Annotated in this window: 18 protein-coding genes, 1 CRISPR repeat array and 1 other annotated feature; of the genes, 10 read left to right on the top strand and 8 right to left on the bottom strand. The window is 33.0% G+C overall.

Annotation, left to right across the window (positions count from 1 at the left end):
• From sdaAA to FOD82_RS09080, 5 genes are all read left to right on the top strand, one after another.
• Window positions 1–882, top strand: a complete 882-nt coding sequence (gene sdaAA / locus FOD82_RS09100) for an L-serine ammonia-lyase, iron-sulfur-dependent, subunit alpha (RefSeq protein WP_144356156.1) — start codon at window positions 1–3, stop codon at window positions 880–882.
• Window positions 883–896: 14 nt separating this feature from the next.
• Entirely contained in the window at window positions 897–1,214 is a 318-nt protein-coding gene (locus FOD82_RS09095; protein WP_144356155.1) for a metal-sulfur cluster assembly factor, read from the top strand.
• Between the two features lie 152 nt (window positions 1,215–1,366).
• Window positions 1,367–3,307, top strand: coding sequence for an oligopeptide transporter, OPT family (locus FOD82_RS09090; protein WP_144356154.1), 1,941 nt, complete (start codon window positions 1,367–1,369; stop codon window positions 3,305–3,307).
• A 2-nt stretch (window positions 3,308–3,309) separates the two neighbouring features.
• Window positions 3,310–3,678: a PqqD family peptide modification chaperone gene (locus FOD82_RS09085; RefSeq protein ID WP_144356153.1), complete on the top strand. Its 369-nt coding sequence runs from the start codon at window positions 3,310–3,312 to the stop codon at window positions 3,676–3,678.
• Window positions 3,679–3,693: 15 nt separating this feature from the next.
• Window positions 3,694–5,112 carry a C69 family dipeptidase gene (locus FOD82_RS09080; protein WP_144356152.1) on the top strand — a complete coding sequence of 473 codons (1,419 nt, stop codon included), beginning with the start codon at window positions 3,694–3,696 and terminating at the stop codon, window positions 5,110–5,112.
• Between the two features lie 159 nt (window positions 5,113–5,271).
• Here the strand turns inward: FOD82_RS09080 and FOD82_RS09075 are convergent, their stop codons facing one another.
• The 5 genes from FOD82_RS09075 to FOD82_RS09055 all read right to left on the bottom strand — a co-directional run bounded on the left by FOD82_RS09075 (window position 5,272) and on the right by FOD82_RS09055 (window position 9,666).
• The gene (locus tag FOD82_RS09075; RefSeq protein WP_144356151.1) at window positions 5,272–5,625 is read right to left on the bottom strand and encodes a type II toxin-antitoxin system PemK/MazF family toxin; all 354 of its coding nucleotides are present in this window, start codon (window positions 5,623–5,625) and stop codon (window positions 5,272–5,274) included.
• The gene (locus tag FOD82_RS09070; protein WP_144356150.1) at window positions 5,612–5,845 is read right to left on the bottom strand and encodes an antitoxin of toxin-antitoxin stability system; all 234 of its coding nucleotides are present in this window, start codon (window positions 5,843–5,845) and stop codon (window positions 5,612–5,614) included. Before FOD82_RS09070 ends, FOD82_RS09075 begins: the two co-directional genes overlap by 14 nt.
• Window positions 5,846–6,050: 205 nt before the next feature.
• Window positions 6,051–6,935 (bottom strand): alpha/beta hydrolase, encoded by an 885-nt coding sequence (locus FOD82_RS09065; protein ID WP_144356149.1) that lies wholly within the window; start codon window positions 6,933–6,935, stop codon window positions 6,051–6,053.
• Entirely contained in the window at window positions 6,926–7,804 is an 879-nt protein-coding gene (locus FOD82_RS09060; RefSeq protein WP_186277750.1) for an alpha/beta hydrolase-fold protein, read from the bottom strand. Before FOD82_RS09060 ends, FOD82_RS09065 begins: the two co-directional genes overlap by 10 nt.
• 236 nt (window positions 7,805–8,040) lie before the next feature.
• Window positions 8,041–9,666, bottom strand: a complete 1,626-nt coding sequence (locus FOD82_RS09055) for a peptide ABC transporter substrate-binding protein (protein WP_144356147.1) — start codon at window positions 9,664–9,666, stop codon at window positions 8,041–8,043.
• Window positions 9,667–9,734: 68 nt separating this feature from the next.
• Window positions 9,735–9,988: a binding site (T-box leader), on the bottom strand.
• 153 nt (window positions 9,989–10,141) lie between these two features.
• Here FOD82_RS09055 and FOD82_RS09050 point away from each other — a divergent pair.
• The 4 genes from FOD82_RS09050 (at window position 10,142) to FOD82_RS09035 (ending at window position 16,405) form a co-directional block, all read left to right on the top strand.
• A complete protein-coding gene (locus FOD82_RS09050) occupies window positions 10,142–11,338 on the top strand; it encodes an amidohydrolase (protein ID WP_144356286.1) in 1,197 nt (398 codons plus the stop codon).
• A 295-nt stretch (window positions 11,339–11,633) separates the two neighbouring features.
• Window positions 11,634–12,193: direct repeats of the CRISPR family, unit length 30 nt; unit sequence ATTTACATTCCTCTTAAGTTAAATAAAAAC.
• Between the two features lie 340 nt (window positions 12,194–12,533).
• Window positions 12,534–13,937 carry a glycoside hydrolase family 32 protein gene (locus FOD82_RS09045; protein ID WP_144356146.1) on the top strand — a complete coding sequence of 468 codons (1,404 nt, stop codon included), beginning with the start codon at window positions 12,534–12,536 and terminating at the stop codon, window positions 13,935–13,937.
• A 22-nt stretch (window positions 13,938–13,959) separates the two neighbouring features.
• Window positions 13,960–15,279: an oligosaccharide MFS transporter gene (locus FOD82_RS09040; protein ID WP_186277749.1), complete on the top strand. Its 1,320-nt coding sequence runs from the start codon at window positions 13,960–13,962 to the stop codon at window positions 15,277–15,279.
• 121 nt (window positions 15,280–15,400) lie between these two features.
• Window positions 15,401–16,405, top strand: coding sequence for a LacI family DNA-binding transcriptional regulator (locus tag FOD82_RS09035; protein WP_144356144.1), 1,005 nt, complete (start codon window positions 15,401–15,403; stop codon window positions 16,403–16,405).
• Window positions 16,406–16,455: 50 nt separating this feature from the next.
• On the opposite strand, the gene FOD82_RS09030 is transcribed toward FOD82_RS09035, so the two are convergent.
• The 3 genes from FOD82_RS09030 to FOD82_RS09020 all read right to left on the bottom strand — a co-directional run bounded on the left by FOD82_RS09030 (window position 16,456) and on the right by FOD82_RS09020 (window position 20,787).
• Window positions 16,456–17,835 carry a PTS transporter subunit EIIC gene (locus FOD82_RS09030; protein ID WP_144356143.1) on the bottom strand — a complete coding sequence of 460 codons (1,380 nt, stop codon included), beginning with the start codon at window positions 17,833–17,835 and terminating at the stop codon, window positions 16,456–16,458.
• Between the two features lie 95 nt (window positions 17,836–17,930).
• Window positions 17,931–19,526 (bottom strand): FAD-binding protein, encoded by a 1,596-nt coding sequence (locus FOD82_RS09025; RefSeq protein WP_144356142.1) that lies wholly within the window; start codon window positions 19,524–19,526, stop codon window positions 17,931–17,933.
• Between the two features lie 10 nt (window positions 19,527–19,536).
• A complete protein-coding gene (locus tag FOD82_RS09020; protein WP_186277747.1) occupies window positions 19,537–20,787 on the bottom strand; it encodes an MFS transporter in 1,251 nt (416 codons plus the stop codon).
• 112 nt (window positions 20,788–20,899) lie between these two features.
• On the opposite strand from FOD82_RS09020, the gene FOD82_RS09015 reads away from it, so the two are divergent.
• A complete protein-coding gene (locus FOD82_RS09015) occupies window positions 20,900–21,811 on the top strand; it encodes a LysR family transcriptional regulator (RefSeq protein ID WP_186277746.1) in 912 nt (303 codons plus the stop codon).
• The last annotated feature ends 109 nt before the right edge of the window (window positions 21,812–21,920 follow it).

Genomic DNA, 21,920 nt, shown 5'->3' with positions numbered 1-21,920 from the left:
ATGTATAATCACGTAAAAGAACTAATTGCTGCATCCCAAAAATTGCAAAAACCAATTTCAGAATTAATTATTGAACAAGAATGCCATACTTCTGGACTTTCTCGAGAAAAAGTTTGGAACAAAATGAAATATAATCTTTCTACGATGAAAAAAGCCGTTGAAAAAGGACAAGAAGGAGAAGGCGTTTTTTCAAAAACTGGATTAAGTGGTGGAGAAGCAGTAAAAATTAAGAACTATCGCCATAATCATAAGACCCTCTCTGGCAATATTATGATGCAAGCAGTCCAAAATGCCATTGCTACAAATGAAGTCAATGCTTCTATGGGAATAGTCTGTGCAACACCAACAGCTGGATCATCAGGGACTTTGCCTGGGATCTTATTTATGTTAGAAAAGCGGCTTAATCTGACTGAAGAACAAGAAATTAACTTCTTATTTACTGCAGGCGGTTTTGGGTTAATTATAGCCAACAATGCTGTTATCGCTGGAGCGTCAGGTGGCTGTCAAGCAGAAGTAGGAAGTGCTTCTGCAATGGGAGCTGCTGCTAGTGTTGAAGCTGCTGGAGGTACTCCTCAGCAATGTGCTGAGGCCTTATCTATTGCCCTTTCTAATTTATTAGGTTTAGTATGTGATCCAATAGCAGGCTTAGTAGAAGTTCCATGCATAAAAAGAAATGCAATTGGTGCAACAAATGCCTTAATTGCAGCAGATATGGCACTTGCTGGCTGTAAAAGTGTTATTCCAGCTGATGAATGCATCTTAGCAATGAACAGAGTTGGTCGATCTATGCCAGTTGCCCTTAGAGAAACAGGAATTGGGGGCTTGGCTGGCACTCCTACAGGTCAAGCTATTAAAACAAAAATTTTTGGTAAAAACACATAGCGAGGAAAAGTACCATGCGTGAAAGTAAAGCAATCAAAGATGACATTATCAACCATCTTTGCCAGGTGATTGACCCAGAATTACAAATAGATATTGTTAATTTAGGACTCATCTATGCTATTGACTTAGATGAGGATGGAATCTGCCTAATTAATATGACTCTCACTACTCCTGCTTGTCCTTTAACCAGTTTTTTAATTGAGAAAATTACCGAAGAAGTCAGTAAAGTATCCGAAGTTAAAAATGTTGATGTTGAGTTTGTTTGGTATCCTGTGTGGTCTCCAAACAAAATGAGCGACATTGCGAAAAAGCAATTAGGTATTATTAGATGAAACAGTGAATTAATTTCACTGTTTTTTATTTTCTGAAAATCTGGCTACATATACAATAATTACCGCTGTATCCCTTGTTAATATATTCATATAATTATATAATTTAGTATGAAAGCGTTATTACATAAAATCTATTACGAGGAGGTATGAATATGAAAAAGAAAACGCTCGATCATTCAGCGTACGGCGGAGTCCCAGGTGAAAAATATCACCCCTATATTGGAAAACATGATGGACTCGGCGGTAATGCGGTTATTATGATTATCGGTGCCATTTTAGCCATTATCTTTGCAGCTTCTACAGCATACTCCGGCATGAAAGCAGGATTAACTGTTTCAGCCGGAATTCCTGGAGCTATTTTGGGCTCTGGTTTAGTGGCAGTTTTTGCTAAAAAGAAAGGCATTCTTGGTGTTAACTTAATTCAAGGTATGTCAAGTGGTGGTGAATCAATCGCAAGTGGAATGATTTATGTTTTACCTGCAATTGTTTTAATTGGTCGCAAAATCAACTTTTTCTACGGTTTTTTAGTAGGAGTAGCTGCAGTAGCATTTGCGATTGGTGTTTCCAACATTGTTTATAATTATTTAATTATTACTGAACATGGTATCTTGAAGTATCCAGAATCAATGGCAATTGCTGAAACTATTGTAGCTTCTGAAGCTGGTGGTGAATCCCTTAAAATGATGGGCTTGGGATTTGGAATTGGTGGACTAATTACTCTTTTCACTAACCAATTTTTAGGCTTATTTAATAGTACGATCAGTTTTTCTAGCAAAAAATTTTATAAATGGTCCATGTCCACAGAAGTAAATCCAATGCTGTTGGGTCTTGGTTTTATTATTGGAATAAAAGTTTCTTTAATTATGATGGCTGGGATGCTGTTTGCTCGGTTTGCAGTTGGTCCATTAATTTCTTACTTTATAGCTATGGCTGGCTCAAGCTGGCATGTATGGAATGATGCAAGTATTCAATTAAACCAAGCAAACGCAGATGTTGTAATTAGTTCTTATCTTAAGTATATCGGCGCGGGAATGATGCTTGGAGGCGGAATTATTGGAGCAATTAAACTTATTCCTGCAATTAAACAATCAATTTCTGCCACTTTAAAGGCTAAGAAATCAGCTTCTGGCAAAGATAGCGATAAAGGTTCATCAATTCTATTATTAGGTGGAATTATCCTAATCTTAATATTAGCTTTCTTCTTTTCAAACAATAATATAATGATTATGTTATTGGGTGGAATTCTTTCAATTTTACTGTCATTTCTATTTGTAATTGTTTCTGCTAGAATGGCTGGTTTAATTGGTGCTTCAAATAACCCAGTGTCCGGGATGACAATTGCTTCAATGGTTATCTTAACTTTAATATTTGCTCTTTGTGGTTGGACAAATACTGACCATGTTCAAATTCTACTAACTTTTGGAGTATTTATCGTAACCGCCATTTCTGTTGGTAGTGGTTATATGCAAACCCAAAAAGTTTCATTTGTTATTGGCGGCAGCAAAAATGAAATGTCCAAATACTACTTAATCGCTGGTACAATCGGTACAATCGTAGTAGTAGGAACTATGGTTTTACTTGAACCACAACTTAGAATAACTGGCTCTAACCCTCCATTTGCACTTCCACAAGCCAACTTAATCGCTGCATTAACTCAAGGTATTATGTCCAATAAATTGCCATGGGTCATGATTATTAGTGGTCTTGTTCTTGCGGTTACTTTTGAAATGTTTGGACTTCCAGTAATGGCAGTTGCTTTAGGATTCTATCTTCCTGCATCAACTACTTCAATCATCTTTATTGGTGCTCTTGCTCGTTTAATTATAGAAAAACTCACTAAAGACAAATCTACTCGTGACCACCGTGTTTCAAGTGGTATTAGTCTTTCATCCGGATTAGTTGCTGGTGCTTCAATTCTTGGTTTGATTGGAATCTTTTTGCATGTATTTGGAGTTTTGAAAGATAGAACATTAACTGGATTCTTTGCATCCAATGAAATGGCTTGGGTACTTTTAGTAATCATGCTGATTTGTGTAATGTGGCCATTATTTAGAATTCATGATTCTCAAAATAAAAAGGATGCCAAAGAATAAAAATGTTTAAAAATAAAAAAGGTATTACTGATGAAGAGTTAAAGAAAATGATTTATCAGCGTAATCCCGCTGTTGAATTTGTTGAAAAAGATGGCATCGTTACGATTGTTAAAGAAAATAACCACCCCATTCAACGATTTTTCCGAAAATATCTTCGCTTTAATATTCCTGAACAAAGTACTTTAGAATTATATAAATATGGAAGTTTTGTTTTTCATAATTTAGATGGAAAAACTAATGTCTATGATTTAGGAAAAAAGCTTGGTAATAAGTTCAAAGAAACTCGTAAATATCAATATACTCGTTTAGTAATTTATCTTAGAGAACTAGACCAACAAAATCATCTAATCATTAAAGTTAAAAATAAATAATCTAGGAGGTTTATCATGAAAAAGAATACTGATGCTTGTACTTCAATTATGGTTGGTAAAAAGGCTTCATTAGATGGAGCAACATTTATTGCTCGTAATGAAGACCGTGTAAAAGCTATTACGCCTAAGCGCTTTGTAGTAAAGCCTGCAGTAAAGGGGCGTCATGAAACTTATGTTTCACCTTATAATAAGGTAACTGTTCCAATGCCAGAAAGTGGTATGCGTTATACTTCTACCCCACATCTTGATCAAAGTACAGGCCCCAACGAAGAAGATGGTATAAATGAAGCGAATGTTGCAGCATCTTTTACTGAAAGTGTTTATGCAAATGACCGCGTTTTAGCATATGATCCCTATGTTAAAAATGGCCTTGCTGAAGATTCACTTTGTACTTTGATTTTGCCATTTATCCATTCAGCTCGTGAAGGGGTTGAATATACTGGAAAATTAGTAGCCAAGTATGGATCTGCCGAAGGAAACGGCATTCAATTTTCTGATGAAGATAGTATTTGGTATATGGAAATTGTAACCGGTCACCAATGGGTTGCTGTTCGCATTCCTGATGATTGTTATGCTGTTACTCCTAACCAAATGGCAATTGAAGATATTGATTTTAACGATCCTGATAATTATATGTGGGCTGATGGCATTCGTGAATTTGTTGAAAAACACCAATTAAACCCAGATGAAAATCGTTGGGACTTCCGTCACATATTTGGTACAAAAACTCAAAAAGACCACCACTATAACACTCCTCGTACTTGGTTTGCCCAACGCTATTTAAGCCCTAAAGCTGCTAAAGATCAAACACCAGAAGATGATGAAATGCCATTCATCCGCAAAGCTGAATACAAGATTTCTTTTGAAGATATTCAATACATATTAAAGTCTCACTTTAATGAAACACCCTATGATCCAATGTCAAATAGTCCTCAAAACAAGACTTACCGTGCAATTTCTCTATCAAGAACCGCACAGTCTCATATCTTACAAGTTCGCAATTCTAAGAAGTATAAGTCCAGCATTCACTGGATTGAATTAGGTGTTCCTGCCTTTAATCCATATGTGCCATTCTTTGCTAATAGTGATGATACTGATGAATCTTATCGTGAAGTTCCAAAAAAGATGGACCTCAAGTCTGCTTATTGGCTTAACCAGGCACTAGCTGAAGTTGTTGAAAGTCACTATGATGAATTTATGGAACAAGACACTGATTATCAAAATGAACTAAACGAATGGGCTCGTCGTAAGATTGCTGAAGTTGATGAAAAAGCTGAAAAACTAGATGGTCAAGAATTAATTGATTATTTAACTGAGCAAAACCATGAAATTGCTAGTCATTACAATAAACGCACACTTGAATTGTTCTATGATTTGTTAACTCAGGGATGCGAACTTTCTAAAATGTCCTTTAAGATGGATCCAAATTTGTAACAGCTAATTCTTACAGAAGAATAAGACATAAAAAGTTGATAATCAAGGTTGTGAAGTGCCTCATAATTGTTAGATATAGATCTAATGATTGTGAGGCACTTCAGTTCATTGAACCATTGATTATCAACTTTTTTACTTTAAGCGATATTTTCAACCAAATTAATCAACTATTTCTCTTACTCGTCTTTGAACCAAAGCAAAAGTACTGTCGTCAAGAATTTCACCCGAAAATTGAATATGCCGATTGATATAAGAAAAAGTATAAAACTGCAACGGATTTATATATCCTTCTACTGAAGTCAAGTTAGTCAGTGGAATAAAAAAATCCTTTAATCGATTATTAGTACCATGGGTTATGGGTGTAACTAAAACTAGGCCCGTTAATTCTGAATAGATAGATGTACTAAGTACAACAGCTGGATGCCTCCCTCTAATTTCTTGACCTATACTTGGCTTAAAATCTATCCATACTATGTCTTGTTTATTAGGTATGTAATCTCTAAATTTCGTCATTGTCTATTTCCGCATCAATGAATCCTTTTGTGTCTCCATTAAACTTTCCATATTTTTTTAAAGTTGCAATGGAATGAAACGGATTAGATTCTATGGGCAGAAATGTGATTGCCCCATTTCTGCCAGCAAATACTTCATATTCTGTACCTGAAGCTACGCTAATACTTTTAGGGACGGTTAGAACTTGTGAATTACCTACTTTTCTAATTTTTACAGCCATTTTAGTACCTCCTTACTTGTATATATCAAGTGTATACTAAAACTAGAAAAATTTCAATGCTTACTTATCTCATAAACTATAAATTCTCAAGTTTTCTCCGGTATATTTTCAATAAAAACTCGCTGATAATCTTAGCTTTAAACATTCTGAATCTAAAGCTGAATTATATCAGCGAGTTTATCTTTATAATTTATTCGAATTTAGTTTATTTTTTCATATTGTTTTTCCAAAATTGGATTGCCTCATTAATCCAGCCATCTGCCACTGTGCCAGTCCCCAAGCCAAATCCATGACTTAAACCTGGATAAACATGAAACTCAGTTGGAATTCCTAACTCACTTAAATAAAATAAACGCTGTCGCATAACTTGCCAATTTGCAATCCCATCACGGTCTCCTACAGCAACAAATGTTGGAGCATCATATTTTGAAACACGACTATAACCAGTATATTCCATAATTACACTATCGGCTTGTTGAATATCAGTTCTTTCAGTATAGCTTCTTAAATATTGTAAATTTCCTATAACTGCTGCCATTCGTGCTCCAGCCGAGCCACCCCAAAGAGAATAATGCTCGCGATTAATTTCTAGCTCTTTTGCATGATCATAAATAAATTCTAAAGCTCGAGCTAAATCTGCATAGGGGTCATTTACACGATATATTAAGGCAAAAGCATTAAATCCTCTTTTACTAAGTTCCAATGCATGAGGAAAACTGTCGTGCATTGCAGCTACGTAATAAAAGCCACCACCAGCATTATTAATTGAAAAAGGAGCATCCTTTTTCCCTTTAAAATAATAAATACCAGTATCTTCTAGCTCTGAGTTAGCCTTTCTTTCCGCTTTAGAATATATTGGATAAAATATTTGTCGCTTTTCTTGTTCTGTTTTTAAATAGTTTAAAATTTCAACAGTTTTGTTAACTTGAATTTCAGAATACCACATGTAAGTTGAACTATTACTAATACTTTTTAAGGTATCGTTTTCTGAAATTGGTAAATTTACCGGGAATAATAATTTTCCAGCTTTTCCAAAAGCTTCTCTTACTTCTTGAACAGTTGTATTTGGATTAAATTTTGTTATTTCCATAATTGAATCATCCCATTATAAAAATCCTCTAATGCGTTTTTGCGTCCGTGGACGCCACCAGGCGCAACTAAATAATATAAGTTTCCATCTTCTTCATTGTTAGCATATCTAAACATCGGTTGATTTTCCATTGCTTGAATTTGTCTAGTAAAACTCGGATAGGCAAAATCCTTTGTACCTGATGCTGCAAAAATAAAGAAATCATTCCATTTTTTATTTTGATTTATTACCATTTGTGCCATCAGCTCTCCATTATCAGTAATTGCTCCACTAGATGGCATGAAATAACGGAAATAATCTAGTGCATATTGAAAAGTAAACCAAGTTGTCACTGCACCCATTGAAAAGCCACAAAAGGCGTGATGGTCACGAGCTAATTTTATATCAGTTTGATTATCGCTTTTTGCAAAAGTACTAAATTCTTTTGCAATTGCTGGCATTAAATCATTTGTTAATTCATTATGATAATTATTTGCTAAACGAACTGCCAAATTATAGTCGCTACTATCTTGCGGACTTAAGTTATTATAAGTCGGACAAACTACAATCATTGGCGTCATAATTCCTTCAGCTATTGCATTGTCTAACACATTTTTAAATTCGCTTTCTTGTCCTGGACGGCCCAAATAAGTATTTTCATTACTCCATCCTCCATGCATCAAATAAAATACATTATATTTTTGATTTTTATTGTAATTTGCTGGAAGATAAACTACCGCATGTTTATGTAATTTTTGTTTCTTTTCATTATAGGAAAATGACTCATAAGTATCATAATAAAAGTCAATCAGTTTACCAGCTTCATTTATTGGATGCTCATATTTTTGGGGAATATGGATTAACTCATTTGGAAAAGTAAGTTTCTTCATATTAGCTCCCTCCTCTCCAATATCATAGTAGCAGGAAAGTGAACAAATGTAGATTGCTTTAATGTACTGCTTAGTATACGAAATTTTTATACTAAATATATTAATTGTGAACATTAATTATTAACCATATTAGTTTATCTTTTCCACAATTAACAAATTAGGGTTACTGAAAATATATAAAAATCCTACTTCTATAGGAGTAGGATTTTATTAAATAAGATTGATTTTTCATATAATTATTTATCAAAATAAGCTCTAGTGTAATCTACTTCACCCACTGGATGCCATAATACACCTTTCAAGTTTTTCTTTACTAAATGACTTTCTGTCATATTATAAAGTGGAGTTGTAGCCGCATCTTTAGTTAATTGTCTTTGAGCGCCACGCATATTTTTCCAATAATCTTTAGGATTTACTGCACTCTTACTTTTAGCAGCTGTTACATAGTTATCATAAACTTGACTATGATATTTACCATAGTTTTGAGTATTATTCGTTTGCATAATATCTAAATCACTCATTGGGTCAGCATAATCTGCTAGCCACAAAGATAAATACATATCAAAGTTTCCTTTGGCTACATTATCTTGAGCATTTTTCTTAGGAACAGAATGAACTTCAACACTCGCCCCTTTAAGGTTAGTTTCTACTTGTGATTGCACAAATTGAGCAATATTTTTATTGATAGTTTGATCATCTGTATAATATTTCAAATCTACTCTCTTTTTTCCTTCTTCTTTTAGTCCTTCTTGCCATAATCTTTTTGCCTTATCAACATTAAATGTTTCACTAGGCTTCATTTCAGTAGCAAAGTCTCTCTTAGTGGTTGAATCTTGAGCTAAGTTTGGAGCCACAAAAGTATAGGCTGGAGTAGAACCATCTGCTAAAACTTTTTTAGTTAAATGTTCTTTATCAAGAACTAAATTTAGTGCTTGTCTTAATTTAACATTAGACAAAACAGCATCTCTTCTACTATTTAACTGTAAATGATATACTCCTGCTCTTTTAAGGTGCATAAGGTTCTTATCATTTTGCATACCTTGCGCTGTAGTTCCGGTAATAGTTGCATCGTCAAGATTTCCTTGTTGGAAAAGTTGCTGAGCTGTGTTTGCGTCTTTAACTACCTGCATTGTCATTTTTTGCAAATGAATATCTTTTTTATTATAGTAGTATCTATTCTTATCTAAACTCCATGATAAATTACTACCAGTCCATCCATTTACTTTAAATGGTCCATTATAATACATCTTATTAGACGCAGTTCCATATTCATTACCAAACTTTTTCAATGCTGTTTGACTTTGTGGAAAAAACGCCGGCATAACCATCATTCGCGTGAAGTATGGCATTGGATATTCTAAATCAACTTGTAAAGTATGTTTGTTCAAAGCTTTAACTCCCAAATCCTTAACTGGTAGTTTCCCAGCTGTAACTTTGGTTGCATTTTTAACACCAGTAAAGATATAAGCATATCCAGACTTAGATGTTGGACTAGCTGAGCGACGCCATGAGGCCACAAAATCTTGTGCTGTGACTGAATCACCGTTTGACCATTTTGCATTATCTCTAAGTGTGAATGTATATCTTTTACCATTATTTGTTGGCTTTACTAATTTAGTGGCAAGAGCTGGAACTGGATTATTTTCTTTATCCGCTCTATATAATCCCTCCATAGAGTTTTCTAATACATTCCATTGGCTGATATTTGCTTCATTAGAATGATCAAGGGATTGAATTTCACTGGTTTGCATTAAGTGTAAAGTTTGTCCATCAGCTTTATCGGAAGACTTTTTTCCGCAAGCTGTTGCTAACAATGCTGTTAAAGTAACAGTTGCTACTGTTAATAATCCTTTTACCTTCATAACTTATTTACTCCTCTAACAAAAAAGCTTGATAAAGAAAAAAGGCGCCCCACTAGACCATCTTGATCTAATAGGGCGCCTTAGCGCTGTACCACCTATAATTCACTAAGTCAAATACACTTACTTAGCCTCATGCACGTGCGGCCTATTCCAAATAGAACAGACGATACGTCGCCGCTATAAAGGGCGGGCCCTGCAATTGCTCATATTGCAATTACTGCTCAAAGGTGATTTTCAGCAAAACCGTAACTATTCCTTCACACCAACCAGGAACTCTCTGAAAGCTGTAGTTCAACGTACTTTTCCTTATCAAAGCTATTGATTTATTTCTTGTTGAAGATAATAATACTCGTATTAAACTAAAAGTCAATAAAAATTAAACTTTATTTTGTAATGAAATATTCCCACATTTCATTACCTTTTTTTAACTATTAGTCTTAAGATAGACTTAGACAGAAATTGAGGCCTTATTATGATGAACAAAAATTTTGAAAACCAACTAATGAGTTTACTTGATCAATATAAAGATGAAATCATTGAAATTAGACGTTATCTCCACGAACATCCTGAGCTATCTTTTCATGAAAAAAATACATCTAAATTTATTAAAAATTATTATAAAAATTTAAATTGTGAAGTTCATGACTGCGGAGACGGATATGGTGTTATTGTCGATATTAATTCAAATAAACCCGGCAAAAAACTAGCGTGGCGCGCAGACTTTGATGCATTACCTATCACGGAAAATAATGATTTACCTTTTAAATCTAAATATCCAGGAATAATGCACGCTTGTGGTCATGATGGACACACTGCTTATTTATTAGTATTAGGAAAATGCTTAATTCAACTTCAGAATCAAATTAACGGCAGTATCAGATTAATTTTTCAGCCAGCAGAAGAGCTTTCTCCAGGTGGAGCAATTTCAATGATTAAAGATGGATGCTTAAATAACGTAGATGACATTTTTGGTATTCACGTTATGAGTACTTTTCCAACGGGAAGTGTTCAATTTCATTTTGGAGCGACACAAACTGGTCGTGCTAACTTTGACTTAACAATTACTGGCAAAGGTGGTCACGCTGCAATGCCTAATTTAAGTAATGATGCTATTGTCGCTGGCTCTAACTTTGTTAATGCAGTTCAAACTATAGTTTCAAGGCGCATTGATCCATTTCATGAAGCTAGTGTAACTATTAGTTCTTTTGATGGAGCAAGCAAAGCTTACAATGCTATACAAGGGCAAGTCAAGATGAAAGGCGATGTCCGAATAATGAATGAAGATGATCGCTCTTTAATTAGAAACAATATTAAACAAATATTGCATGGAACAGATGTGATGTTTGGTACAAAGTCAGACCTAAATTATGACGATAACTATCCTGTTCTTGTAAATAATCCTACTTTGACTCAAGAAGCTAAAGAATGGATTACAGAAAGTGAAATTCCAGAAATAACTGAAATCCGGGATAGTGGTCCAATTACTCCATCTGAAGATTTTGCATATTATAGTGAAAAAGTTCCAGCTTGTTTCTATTATGTTGGCTGTCAGCCATATGATGGGAGTATTCATCCACACCATAGTCCAAAGTTTCTAATGAACGAAGATTGTTTAATTATTTGTGCAAAATCTGCAGCATGTATAATCAGTCATTATTTTGAAAATGAATAAATTATTTTTACATCAAAAGTAGCTCTAACTTACTAATAATCTAGTTTAGAGCTACTTTTTTATGTATAATTTCATTTTTAAACTATCCTATATTGATAATAAACACATGAAGACAATTATATTATCTATACTGTCTCTAATCACAAAATTAAGGACTTATTTAATTACAAAAATACCCTCAAAAGAAATCTGCTTCTTTTGAAGGGTATTATATACTCTCAACTCCTAACAAATAAATGCATTTTAAATTCTTATTGAAACATACAATTTAGGAGCTTTAAAAACATATACAAATACCAATATTTCTCTTAAGTTAAATAAAAACCAGTAATAGCAACAAAGTGTACAACCATATCTTTCGCATTTACATTCCTCTTAAGTTAAATAAAAACGAACATAAACCAGTGGCCAAACTCCAGATAATTCAATTTACATTCCTCTTAAGTTAAATAAAAACAAGAAAAGGGGACCTTGAGAAAATCATCAAAACGTAATTTACATTCCTCTTAAGTTAAATAAAAACAAAATTACTCTTTTATTCAAAGATGGTACAACAATTATTTACATTCCTCTTAAGTTAAATAAAAACATTGTTAACTTCCCTAATGCACCGCATGATGACTATGATTTACATTCCTCTTAAGTTAAATAAAAACCAACACGCTGTTTTAGCACTAGCACAAATTGCTGTATTTACATTCCTCTTAAGTTAAATAAAAACCGTATGATAGGATTTAGGCAATCCGAAAAACGACAAAATTTACATTCCTCTTAAGTTAAATAAAAACGGGTTACAAATGAATTCAAGCAATTGCACCAACAAGCATTTACATTCCTCTTAAGTTAAATAAAAACTCTGCCTATAATCAACCTTGTCATACTAAGTATTATAGGACATATTCTGTCGATTTGTCTAATTGTTATAAAAATAAAATACAAAAAATACAACTTTTTTATAGAATCCTATAAGATTAATATTTACAGCATCTGTCGATGTCCCTTAAATACTACGGTACTATACATCGACAGATATAAATAATAATCCATTTATTGTTTATTCCCTTAAATATGTTATACGCATAATATATCTTTTTATTTTTTTGTGTTATGCGCTTGACATATAAGTGTATTAGAACTACCATCAATTATGTAAGCGCTAACAACAAACAAAAAAATAAATTAAGGAGACTAAACAATGAAACAACTTAATTCAAATAAAATTGTTCATATTACTAACAATCGCTATAGACCTAGTTATCACATTGCAACTAATGGCGGTTGGCTAAACGATCCAAATGGTCTTTGCTACTTTAAAGGCTACTATCATGTATTTTATCAATACCATCCCTACTCTACTCAATGGGGACCGATGCACTGGGGACATGTTCGCAGTAAAGATCTCATTCATTGGGAACAGTTACCAGTCGCCCTTGTGCCAGGTGATTCTGAAGATGAAGGTGGCTGCTTTTCCGGTTCTGCAATTGTTAAAGATGACAAGCTTTATCTAATATATACTGGTCAGCATTATTATAATGATAATGATTTAGATCATTTTTTGGAAAATCAAAACATGGCTTACAGTGAAGATGGTATTCATTTTACTAAATATAAAGATAATCCAATTATTTCAGCACCAAACGATAATTCTCAAGATTTTCGCGATCCTAAAGTTTGGAAACATAATGGAAAATACTATCTTGTATTAGGTAGTCGTGATAAGAAAACAAATCATGGTCGTATTCTTCTTTACTCCTCCGATAATCTTTTTAATTGGAATTTAAAAGGTACAATTGCAAAATCTCATGACATTAACCGTGAAGGTAGTATGTGGGAATGTCCTGATTTATTTAGTTTAGATGACCATGACGTGCTTATTTGTTCCCCTGAAGGAATTAAAGCTACTGATAAAGAATATTTAAACGTTTCACAAGTTTGCTATTCAATTGGTCAGCTTGATTATCAAACAAATAAATTCACTGGTAGTAATTTTAATGAATTAGATCACGGCCATAATTTTTATGCAACTCAATCTTTTGAATCTCCAGATAATAGACGAATTCAAATTGGTTGGATGAGCCCATTTGATGAAAATCAAGCAGAACATACTGATGGGTGGGCTGGATTACTCACTCTCCCACGTGAATTACATATTAAAAACCAGCATTTATATGCTGAGCCAATTAAAGAGTTAACTAGCCTCCGTAAAAAGAAGGATATTGATAATACTTTAACCATTAATGATGAACAAAACTTAACTGTGAGTGACCCACAACATACAGAGTTTATCTTTAATTTTGATGATGCACCTCATGATTTTAATTGGCAGCTTAAGGATGATAAAGGTATCTTAATCAATCTTCATTATCAAAATCATGAACTTGTATTAACTCGTCGTGGTAAGGATGGTAAGCGTTATGCAAAACTGCCGCAACAGCTTCATCAACTTCAAATTTATATTGATACAAGTTCTGTTGAAATTTTTATTAATCACGGTTGGACTTCATTCACAGATCGTTATTATGCAAAAGGCACAGTCTCATATTCAGTAACAAGCAAACAACCCTGTCAAACTGAAATAACTGCCTATGCCCTTCGTTAATTTAAATTACGAGGCAATTATTATGAATAAAGAAAAAGTTTCTATTTTTAAAAATCCATTCTATCTCGAAAGCTCATTAAGTTTATTATTATTCTTTAGTGCATGGGGAATTTGGTGGTCATTCTTCCAAATTTGGTTAACTAATGACCTCAAGTTTTCAGGAGCTAAAGTTGGACTAATTTATACTTTTGACTCGGCAATTACTCTAGTTTTAATGTTTGTTTATGGATCTATTCAAGATAAATTAGGTATAAAAAGACGGTTACTAATAGCTGTTACAGTTCTAGAAATGCTGCTTGGACCATTCTTTACCTGGATATATGCACCGCTACTTCATTCTAATTTTATTTTAGGTGCATTTTGCGGCTCACTTTATCTATCATTTGCCTTTCTTGCAGCATCTCCTACATTTGAAGCATTAGCTGAGCGCATGAGTCGTCGGTATGGCTTTGAATATGGAAAAGCTAGAGCATGGGGATCATTTGGTTATGCAATTTCTGCTCTTTGCGCAGGTTACTTATTTACTGTTAGCCCATATTTAGTATTTTGGTTATGTAGTGCATTAAGTGTTTTAACTTTTTTGTTATTATGTTTTGATAAAACGAAAAATCCTCAAGAAATCAACGAATTTATCGATAAAAAAGAGGAAAAACATGATGCGGATAAGCCAAGCTTTAAAGATATTCTAAGTGTTTTTAAAATGAAACAATTATGGGAACTGGTAATATTTATTATTTTTAGCGGTTCTTTCTATACCGTGTTTGATCAGCAAATGTTCCCGCAATTTTTCACACAATTCTTTGCTACCCCAGCTCAAGGTAATACTGCATATGGTATTTTGAACTCTATCGAAGTATTCTTAGAGGCAGCAATGATGGCAGTCGTTCCTTGGATCATGAAAAAAATTGGTGTACGTAAAACTCTACTAATTGGTGTGACGATCATGTTCTTAAGAATAGGTCTGTGTGGAATTGTCACGAATCCTGTAGGAATTTCAATTGTAAAATTATTCCACGCTCCTGAAACTGCTATCTTTGCTTTAGCGCTATTCCGTTACTTGACACTTCACTTTGATACCAGACTTTCTGCTACAATGTATATGGTAGTAGGTCAAATCGCTGGTCAAATCGGTCAAATCGTATTTTCAACACCATTAGGAGTACTTCATGACTCGATTGGTTATCGTAATACTTTTTTAGTAATTTCAATGATTGTTATCTGCGCTGCAATTTACGCATTCTTTATTTTGAGAAAAGACAATCAAGAAGTAAATGGTCAACCGTTAGCTGTTTCACACCATTATACACAGCATAAGGAACAAAGTCTTAAAGGCAGTAATTAGTTGTTGTTTATATAATATATTAAATAAGTATTTAAGATTTTAAATACTTATTTTTTGTATATTACAATTTTCCTCCTCTAAAATAGTATAATAAATTAGTAATAAAGAGATGAGGAATATAATGAATCAACCAAAAATGACTGATGTAGCTAAGCTTGCAGGTGTCTCTACTAATACTGTCTCCCGTGTAATTCACCATCGAGGATATCTTAGTGAAAAGACAATCGCAAAAGTTGAAGCTGCAATGAAAACTTTACATTATCAACCCAATATGATTGCACAGCAATTACAATCCCACCGCACTAAATCTATCGGAGTTTTAGTTCCTAGCGTAGCTAATCCATTTTTTGGGGAATTAACATATCAACTAGAAAGAAATCTTTTTTCCAATGGCTTCAAAGTTTTTTTAGGAAATGCAGAAAACGATATCCAAAAAGAACGGGCTTATTTACAACAACTTTTAGCTCGACAAGTAGATGGATTAATTATTGCTACCCATAATCATCAAAATAAAATTCCTGAATACACCGATATTAATCTTCCACTAGTTACAATTGATAGATATTTAAATGAAACTATACCAAATATTAGCTCTGATAACTATGCAGGTGGCAAACTAGCAACTGAAACTCTTATTGAACGTGGTGCTAAAGAAATCATTCATACAGATAGTGTAGAAAGTTTTGATAAAAATGATTATCTAAGAAATAAAGCTTATGAAGATGTAATGATTGCGAATAACAGACAACCTATTACTTATAAAATTAAATTTAATGCTACTATAAACGAAAAAAAGAAGCTATATAACAAATTGTTCGATGAACATCCTAATGTAGACGGCATTTTTGCAAGTAATGATGTCGATGCAATACTTATTTTAGAGATTGCTCAACAGCGTGGAATAAAAATACCCCAAGATCTTCAAATAATAGGTTACGATGGTGCTCCAACTACCAAAATAATGCGTCCAGAACTTGCTACTATCGTTCAGCCAATTCAGTTAATTGCTAAAACTTCAATTAGTGTTTTAAAGCATTTAATCGATAATAAACATGTAGAAAATAAATATGTATTACCTATTCTATTAAGAGAAGGTTCAACTTTAAAAAAGTTAACAACAAACTAATTACAAAAATACCCCTCAAAAGAAAATTATTTCTTATGAAGGGTATTTATTTAATATTCTTGATTTTCATCAAAACCTAAAACATATGTAACTGCTGCCGAAACCACAATAGTAACTATAATTCCAATAATAATTGCTAGGGCAGTCTTTTCAAATAAGGCAATTGCAAAAATAGTTGAAAAACCTACTAAATATGCTTTTGCTCCAAGCAAACCGGCAGTTAAGCCTCCCACAAATCCGCCTGCCATTACACCATACATTGGGCGTTTATATTTCAAGTTTATCCCATAAAGAGAAGGTTCTGTAACTCCAGCAAAAATCGCATCAACAGCAAGTGAAAATGCTTCACTGCGCAGTTTTTTATTTTTGGTTCGTAAACCAACTCCAATGTTAGCTCCACCTTCAGCCATGTTATGAAGCAAAAAGGCTGGTCGAATTAATGGATCATAACCCGGATTGTTAATTAATTGTGGCATAAACGGCGCAATCGCTGCATGCATTCCAGTCATTACCAGCCATGGTAAAGCTGCTGCTAAAAGACCGGTTGCAAGCGGACCGACTGTTTTTCCAAGAAAAATTATAACCTGTGCAATTATTTCCCCTAAATAGTTTCCAACTGGACCTAGAATCAAAAATCCTAAGGATCCCGCAATAAAAATAGTTCCCACACCTACAAATACTGTTTTTAAGATACCTGGAATAATTTTGTTTAATAGTTTTTCAGCATAATATGCTGCAAGTGATATTAACAAAGCTGGTAATAAAGATGTCCCATAGTTAACAACTTTAACCGGTAAGTTAAATAAAGTTGGACTTGCTAAATGAGGATTAGCCATTAATTTATTTAACAATTCATGAAAGCTTGGATATAGCAATGATGCAGTTGCCATCATTGCATAAGTTGGTGTAGCTTTTAGTTTTAATGCGGCACCATAGGCAACCATAATCGGCATAAAGTAAAATGGTGCATCTGCAATCGCACTTAGTAGCATATAGCTACTAGTCTTAGCAAAAGAAGGTGCAATCCAAGCAGTTATTATTAGTAGAAAAACTTTAAACATTCCTCCTGCAATTAATGCTGGAATCATTGGAGTTACAGATGCTTGAATATAGTCTAATGTAACTTTACCTGCTTTTTTCCAAGTTAGTTTTTTACTATTGTTTGATTGCTGAATTTTATCACTTAAATGATATTCTTCCATAATAGCTTCATAAGTAGGAGCTACATTCTTACCTAGTACAATCATATATTGACCATTAGCAGAAGTTACTCCTAAGACTAATGGTAATTTTTTAATCGCTGCTGTATTTGCCTTATTTTCATCTTTTAACTCAAAACGTAGACGAGTTGTGCAGTGATAAAGAGAATTTATATTTTCTACTCCACCAACATTTTTTATTATTTCTTTTCCTAAATCAGAAAAATTCACTTTTTTACTCCTTAACAAGTATTCAATTATTATTTTGCTATAATATTCTACCACTATAAGGCAATTGAATACATGGGTTAAGAAGATATAGAGAATTATTGCTCAGAAGCGCCTGTTGAAGCTTCTACATCATCAGCTACTTTAACCGTATGAACCTTAGGAGGAACATGTGAACTATTAGGCAATTTACCATCATTAGCTGCAATTCTACCAGCTAACATTCCAAATGTCATTGCATGACTGGCTGTTAATCCCGGAACACGATCTGGATATGATCCCCAGAAGAACCCACCAGAACAGTTGCCAGCTGCATATAAACCTGGAATTGCATTACCTAAATTATTTAAAACTTGCATTTTAGTATTTACTCTTAAGCCGTCAAGAGTTGCCAACAATCTACCACCAAGCCATGCACCATAATACGGACCACTTTCTATCGGATAAAGTCGATAATCTTCCTTACCAAAATCATCATCTTGCTTTTTATTTGCAAGTTTATTATAACGAGTAATACTTCTCTTTAAATTACCAACAGGTAATTGTAATTTATTTGCAAGCTCTTCAATTGTATCAGCTTTTTGTACTAATCCATCTTTAATCCTTCGATTTACTTCTTCTTGTGCTTCTTCAGCTGTAAAAATACCTGGAAAACTTAGCCTAGAACAACCCAAAGTATGAAATTGTTTTAAAACAGCCTCACTCATCATCTTTTCATTCCAAATAGTTACTTCAAGATAGCCAGGTTGCTTAGAAGCTGAATTCATATCAAATTGATAAGGTGCACTCTCATTAAAGAAGCGTTCACCATTTAAATTTACTTTCAAGAATGGATAGCTACCTAACCATAGATACCCTGGATCATTGGGTGGAGTTAAATTAATTTTATAAAAGTCAATTGCATTAGTTCCAACTGGAACTGCCCCACGATTAAAGACAATTGAAGCTGGTTGTTCATCTTTAACTGCTCCAGCTTCAATGGCAGCAATAATACCTGACCCATCATCTCTTTGACTATCAGAATACATATTAGTTTTTAATCCTAACGGGTTCCACTTCTGCATTAACGCTTCATTTGCACCATAACCACCAGTACAAATAATAACATTTTTAGCATAAATTACATCAGTTTCTTTACTTACTTCATTTCTAACTATTAACCCTTTCACTCTACCATATTTAACTATCAAATGTTCTAATTTAGTTTGCCATGAAAACTCAACTCCTAAGTTTTGAAGTTTTTCTAAAAGCCAATTACCATATTCCATTTCCCAATAACTACCATCTTTATTGGTTACTTCATTTCCAGTTGGAAAAGCTGTATTAATTAAAGTTTTATATGGGGCATCGTTAGTAGCAGACATATACGCACCTCTAGGTTTCAAGATATTATCCTCAATCCAGTCCACTGGTTCAGCACTGTGATCAGCCCATATTCTTAATAATCTTTGATCAACATTATCTTGAGCGAAAGCTGATAAAAAGTTTAATAACTTTGTTTTATTAATTTTTACTCCCGCTCTTTTTTGAGCTTTACTACCAAGGGAAGCAATTGTGTCACGATATAAATAACCTGCACTCTTCATCTTATCAATGACCAATACCTTTTCACTATTTTGAATAGCAGTAGCTGCTGCCATTCCACCAGCATTAGAAGCTCCAACAATTACGATATCATAATTATTATATTTCATTTTTCTCTCCTTATAATTTATTTCCATATTGCTTATCAAAAGTATTGTTTGAACCGTATCCAATTAGTACAATAGTTAATAAAATTAAAATTGCAAAGAAAATATATACTGCATCAAAACCGTTGAATTTTTCAGCAATAAAGTTATTAAGTGGCATCGCAAACGCACCAATTACAAAACTAACTGAACTAACAAATGAAAAACCTTTTGCAAAAGCTCCCTTTCCCAAAAGTTCTGCTGCAATTGCAGTAATACCTGTACCTAAAAAAATATAAATTACATCATTAATCCCAGCACCTAAGATTGCTAAATCAGCTGAATGATTATTAGTAGCTACAATTAATAATCCATAAGAAAGCAAACCTACAATCAACCAAAGAATGCTACCTTTAAAAGCACCAACTTTATCAAAAGTAGCACCAATTAAAGGATTAAGAAAAATATCAAAGAACATTGCAGCTGTAACCATAAAACCACCAACTGTTTCTTTAAAACCAGCACTAATTGCATAAGTTGGAAACATCTGATTTAAAACTGCAGGAAACTGAAATAAACATAATAGAACCAGTAATATCCAAAAAGCTTTAGAGGTAAGAATTTTATGTGTTGACACAATTTTCGTTTTAGAAATTATTTTTTCTTTTTTATCTTCCTTATAACCAAATGGCTTTTTGCGAACCATCTCTGGTGAAAATTTGACTAAAAAAGAAAATGGAATACTTAAAATACCTACAATTATTGCCAAAATACTCAAAGTGGCTTTCCACCCTACTAACGTAATCCAATTGGCTAATAATGGACTCATAACTCCTTGATATACAGAGGTAACTGCCCAACAAATTCCAATAGCTAAATTAGTTTTATTTATAAACCAATTATCAACAATAATGCCGACAGGTACAAAAGACATAAATGAAATACTAATACCAATCACAATCGCTATTGCAAAAAACATCCAAATTTGTGTAAAGTTACCAATTAAAAATAAACTAATTGTCACTAAAATCGATGTAATTAAATATATCAAAGTATTATTAACTTTAGCTAAAATTTTAGGAACAATCGGCATCATCATAGCCATTACTAAAACAATTACAGTATAGTAATAAGAAGTAATAGAAACGGATACTTTCATTGATTGGCTAATTGGTGTTAAAAATGAGCCCATTAAAACCATACTCGATCCTAAACAAGCTGCTGAAATTAAACCCAATGATAGCATGACAATCCAAGGGAATATATTTACCGTAGCTTTTTTCATTACATTACCCTCCTTTTTTATTATCATTTACATGATTAATAATATACTGAAAAATTCTTTAGGTTTAACTATAATAAGAATAATGTCATGACGAATTGGAATGAGGAATATTATGAATAGCAATCAAATCAAAATTTTTTTAAATATAGCTAAGACTTTAAGCTTTACAGAAACTGCACAACAACTCTTTTTATCTCAATCTACTATTTCAAAGAATATCAAAAATCTCGAAAAAGAATTAGATGTTGAATTAATCAAACGTAGTCATCAAAAAATTTCTTTAACAAAAGCAGGTCAATTATTCTATGAACGAATGCAAAGAATTGATTCAGAAGTACAAAATTTAATTACTGAGTTACATGAGACAGATAAAACTATTCAACATACTGTAACTATTGGATATATGGATATTCCTTTTGAACATGAATATTTACCACTTTTTATTCGTCTTTTAGCACATCACACCAATATTGATTTAAGATTGCGACTAATTGATCCAAGTAATCAAGAAGATTTAGCAAGTTTATTAATAAATAAGAAAATTGATTTTTTAATTTATCAAAAAGATTACTTCAAAAATCATACTGAAATTGCCTTTACATCATTTTTAAGTCGGCCACTTTCTGTAATGGTAGGAAAAAACGATCCTATGTATTTAAATAATCATCTTTACCCAAATGAATTGCATAAAAGAAAGCTTTTTATTTGGCAAGCTACTAATCCATTACCAGCATTAGAAAGACTTCAATATGAACTAAAAACAAAGTTTAAAATTAATAATATTAAAACAATTTCAGATAGTTTGGTATTAAATGAACTTATCAAATTAAATAAAGGCCTTGGCATTGTTCCTGGAATTTTATATGACAAAGAGGAAAAAGAAATACGCTATATTCCTTTAGAAATGGACATTCAAAATATTTACGGAGTTGCTTATACACACGCAACTAAAAGAAAGGAAGTTTATCCAATAATTATAAAATATATGAAAAAATCTATTTCGATAGTACGTGAAAGCTGGTAATAAATATTTACTAAAAAACCAAAACCTCCTCAAATATTCTTACTTTTCTATAAAAAATTAAAAAAGTACTATAAAATATAGAAGTATTTTATAGTACTTTACATTAGGG

The sequence above is a fragment of the Lactobacillus sp. LL6 genome, from assembly GCF_007570935.1.
GTDB lineage: Bacteria > Bacillota > Bacilli > Lactobacillales > Lactobacillaceae > Lactobacillus.
The sequence above is the reverse complement of the archived record's forward strand: the minus strand, read 5'-3'. Positions and strand labels throughout refer to the sequence as shown.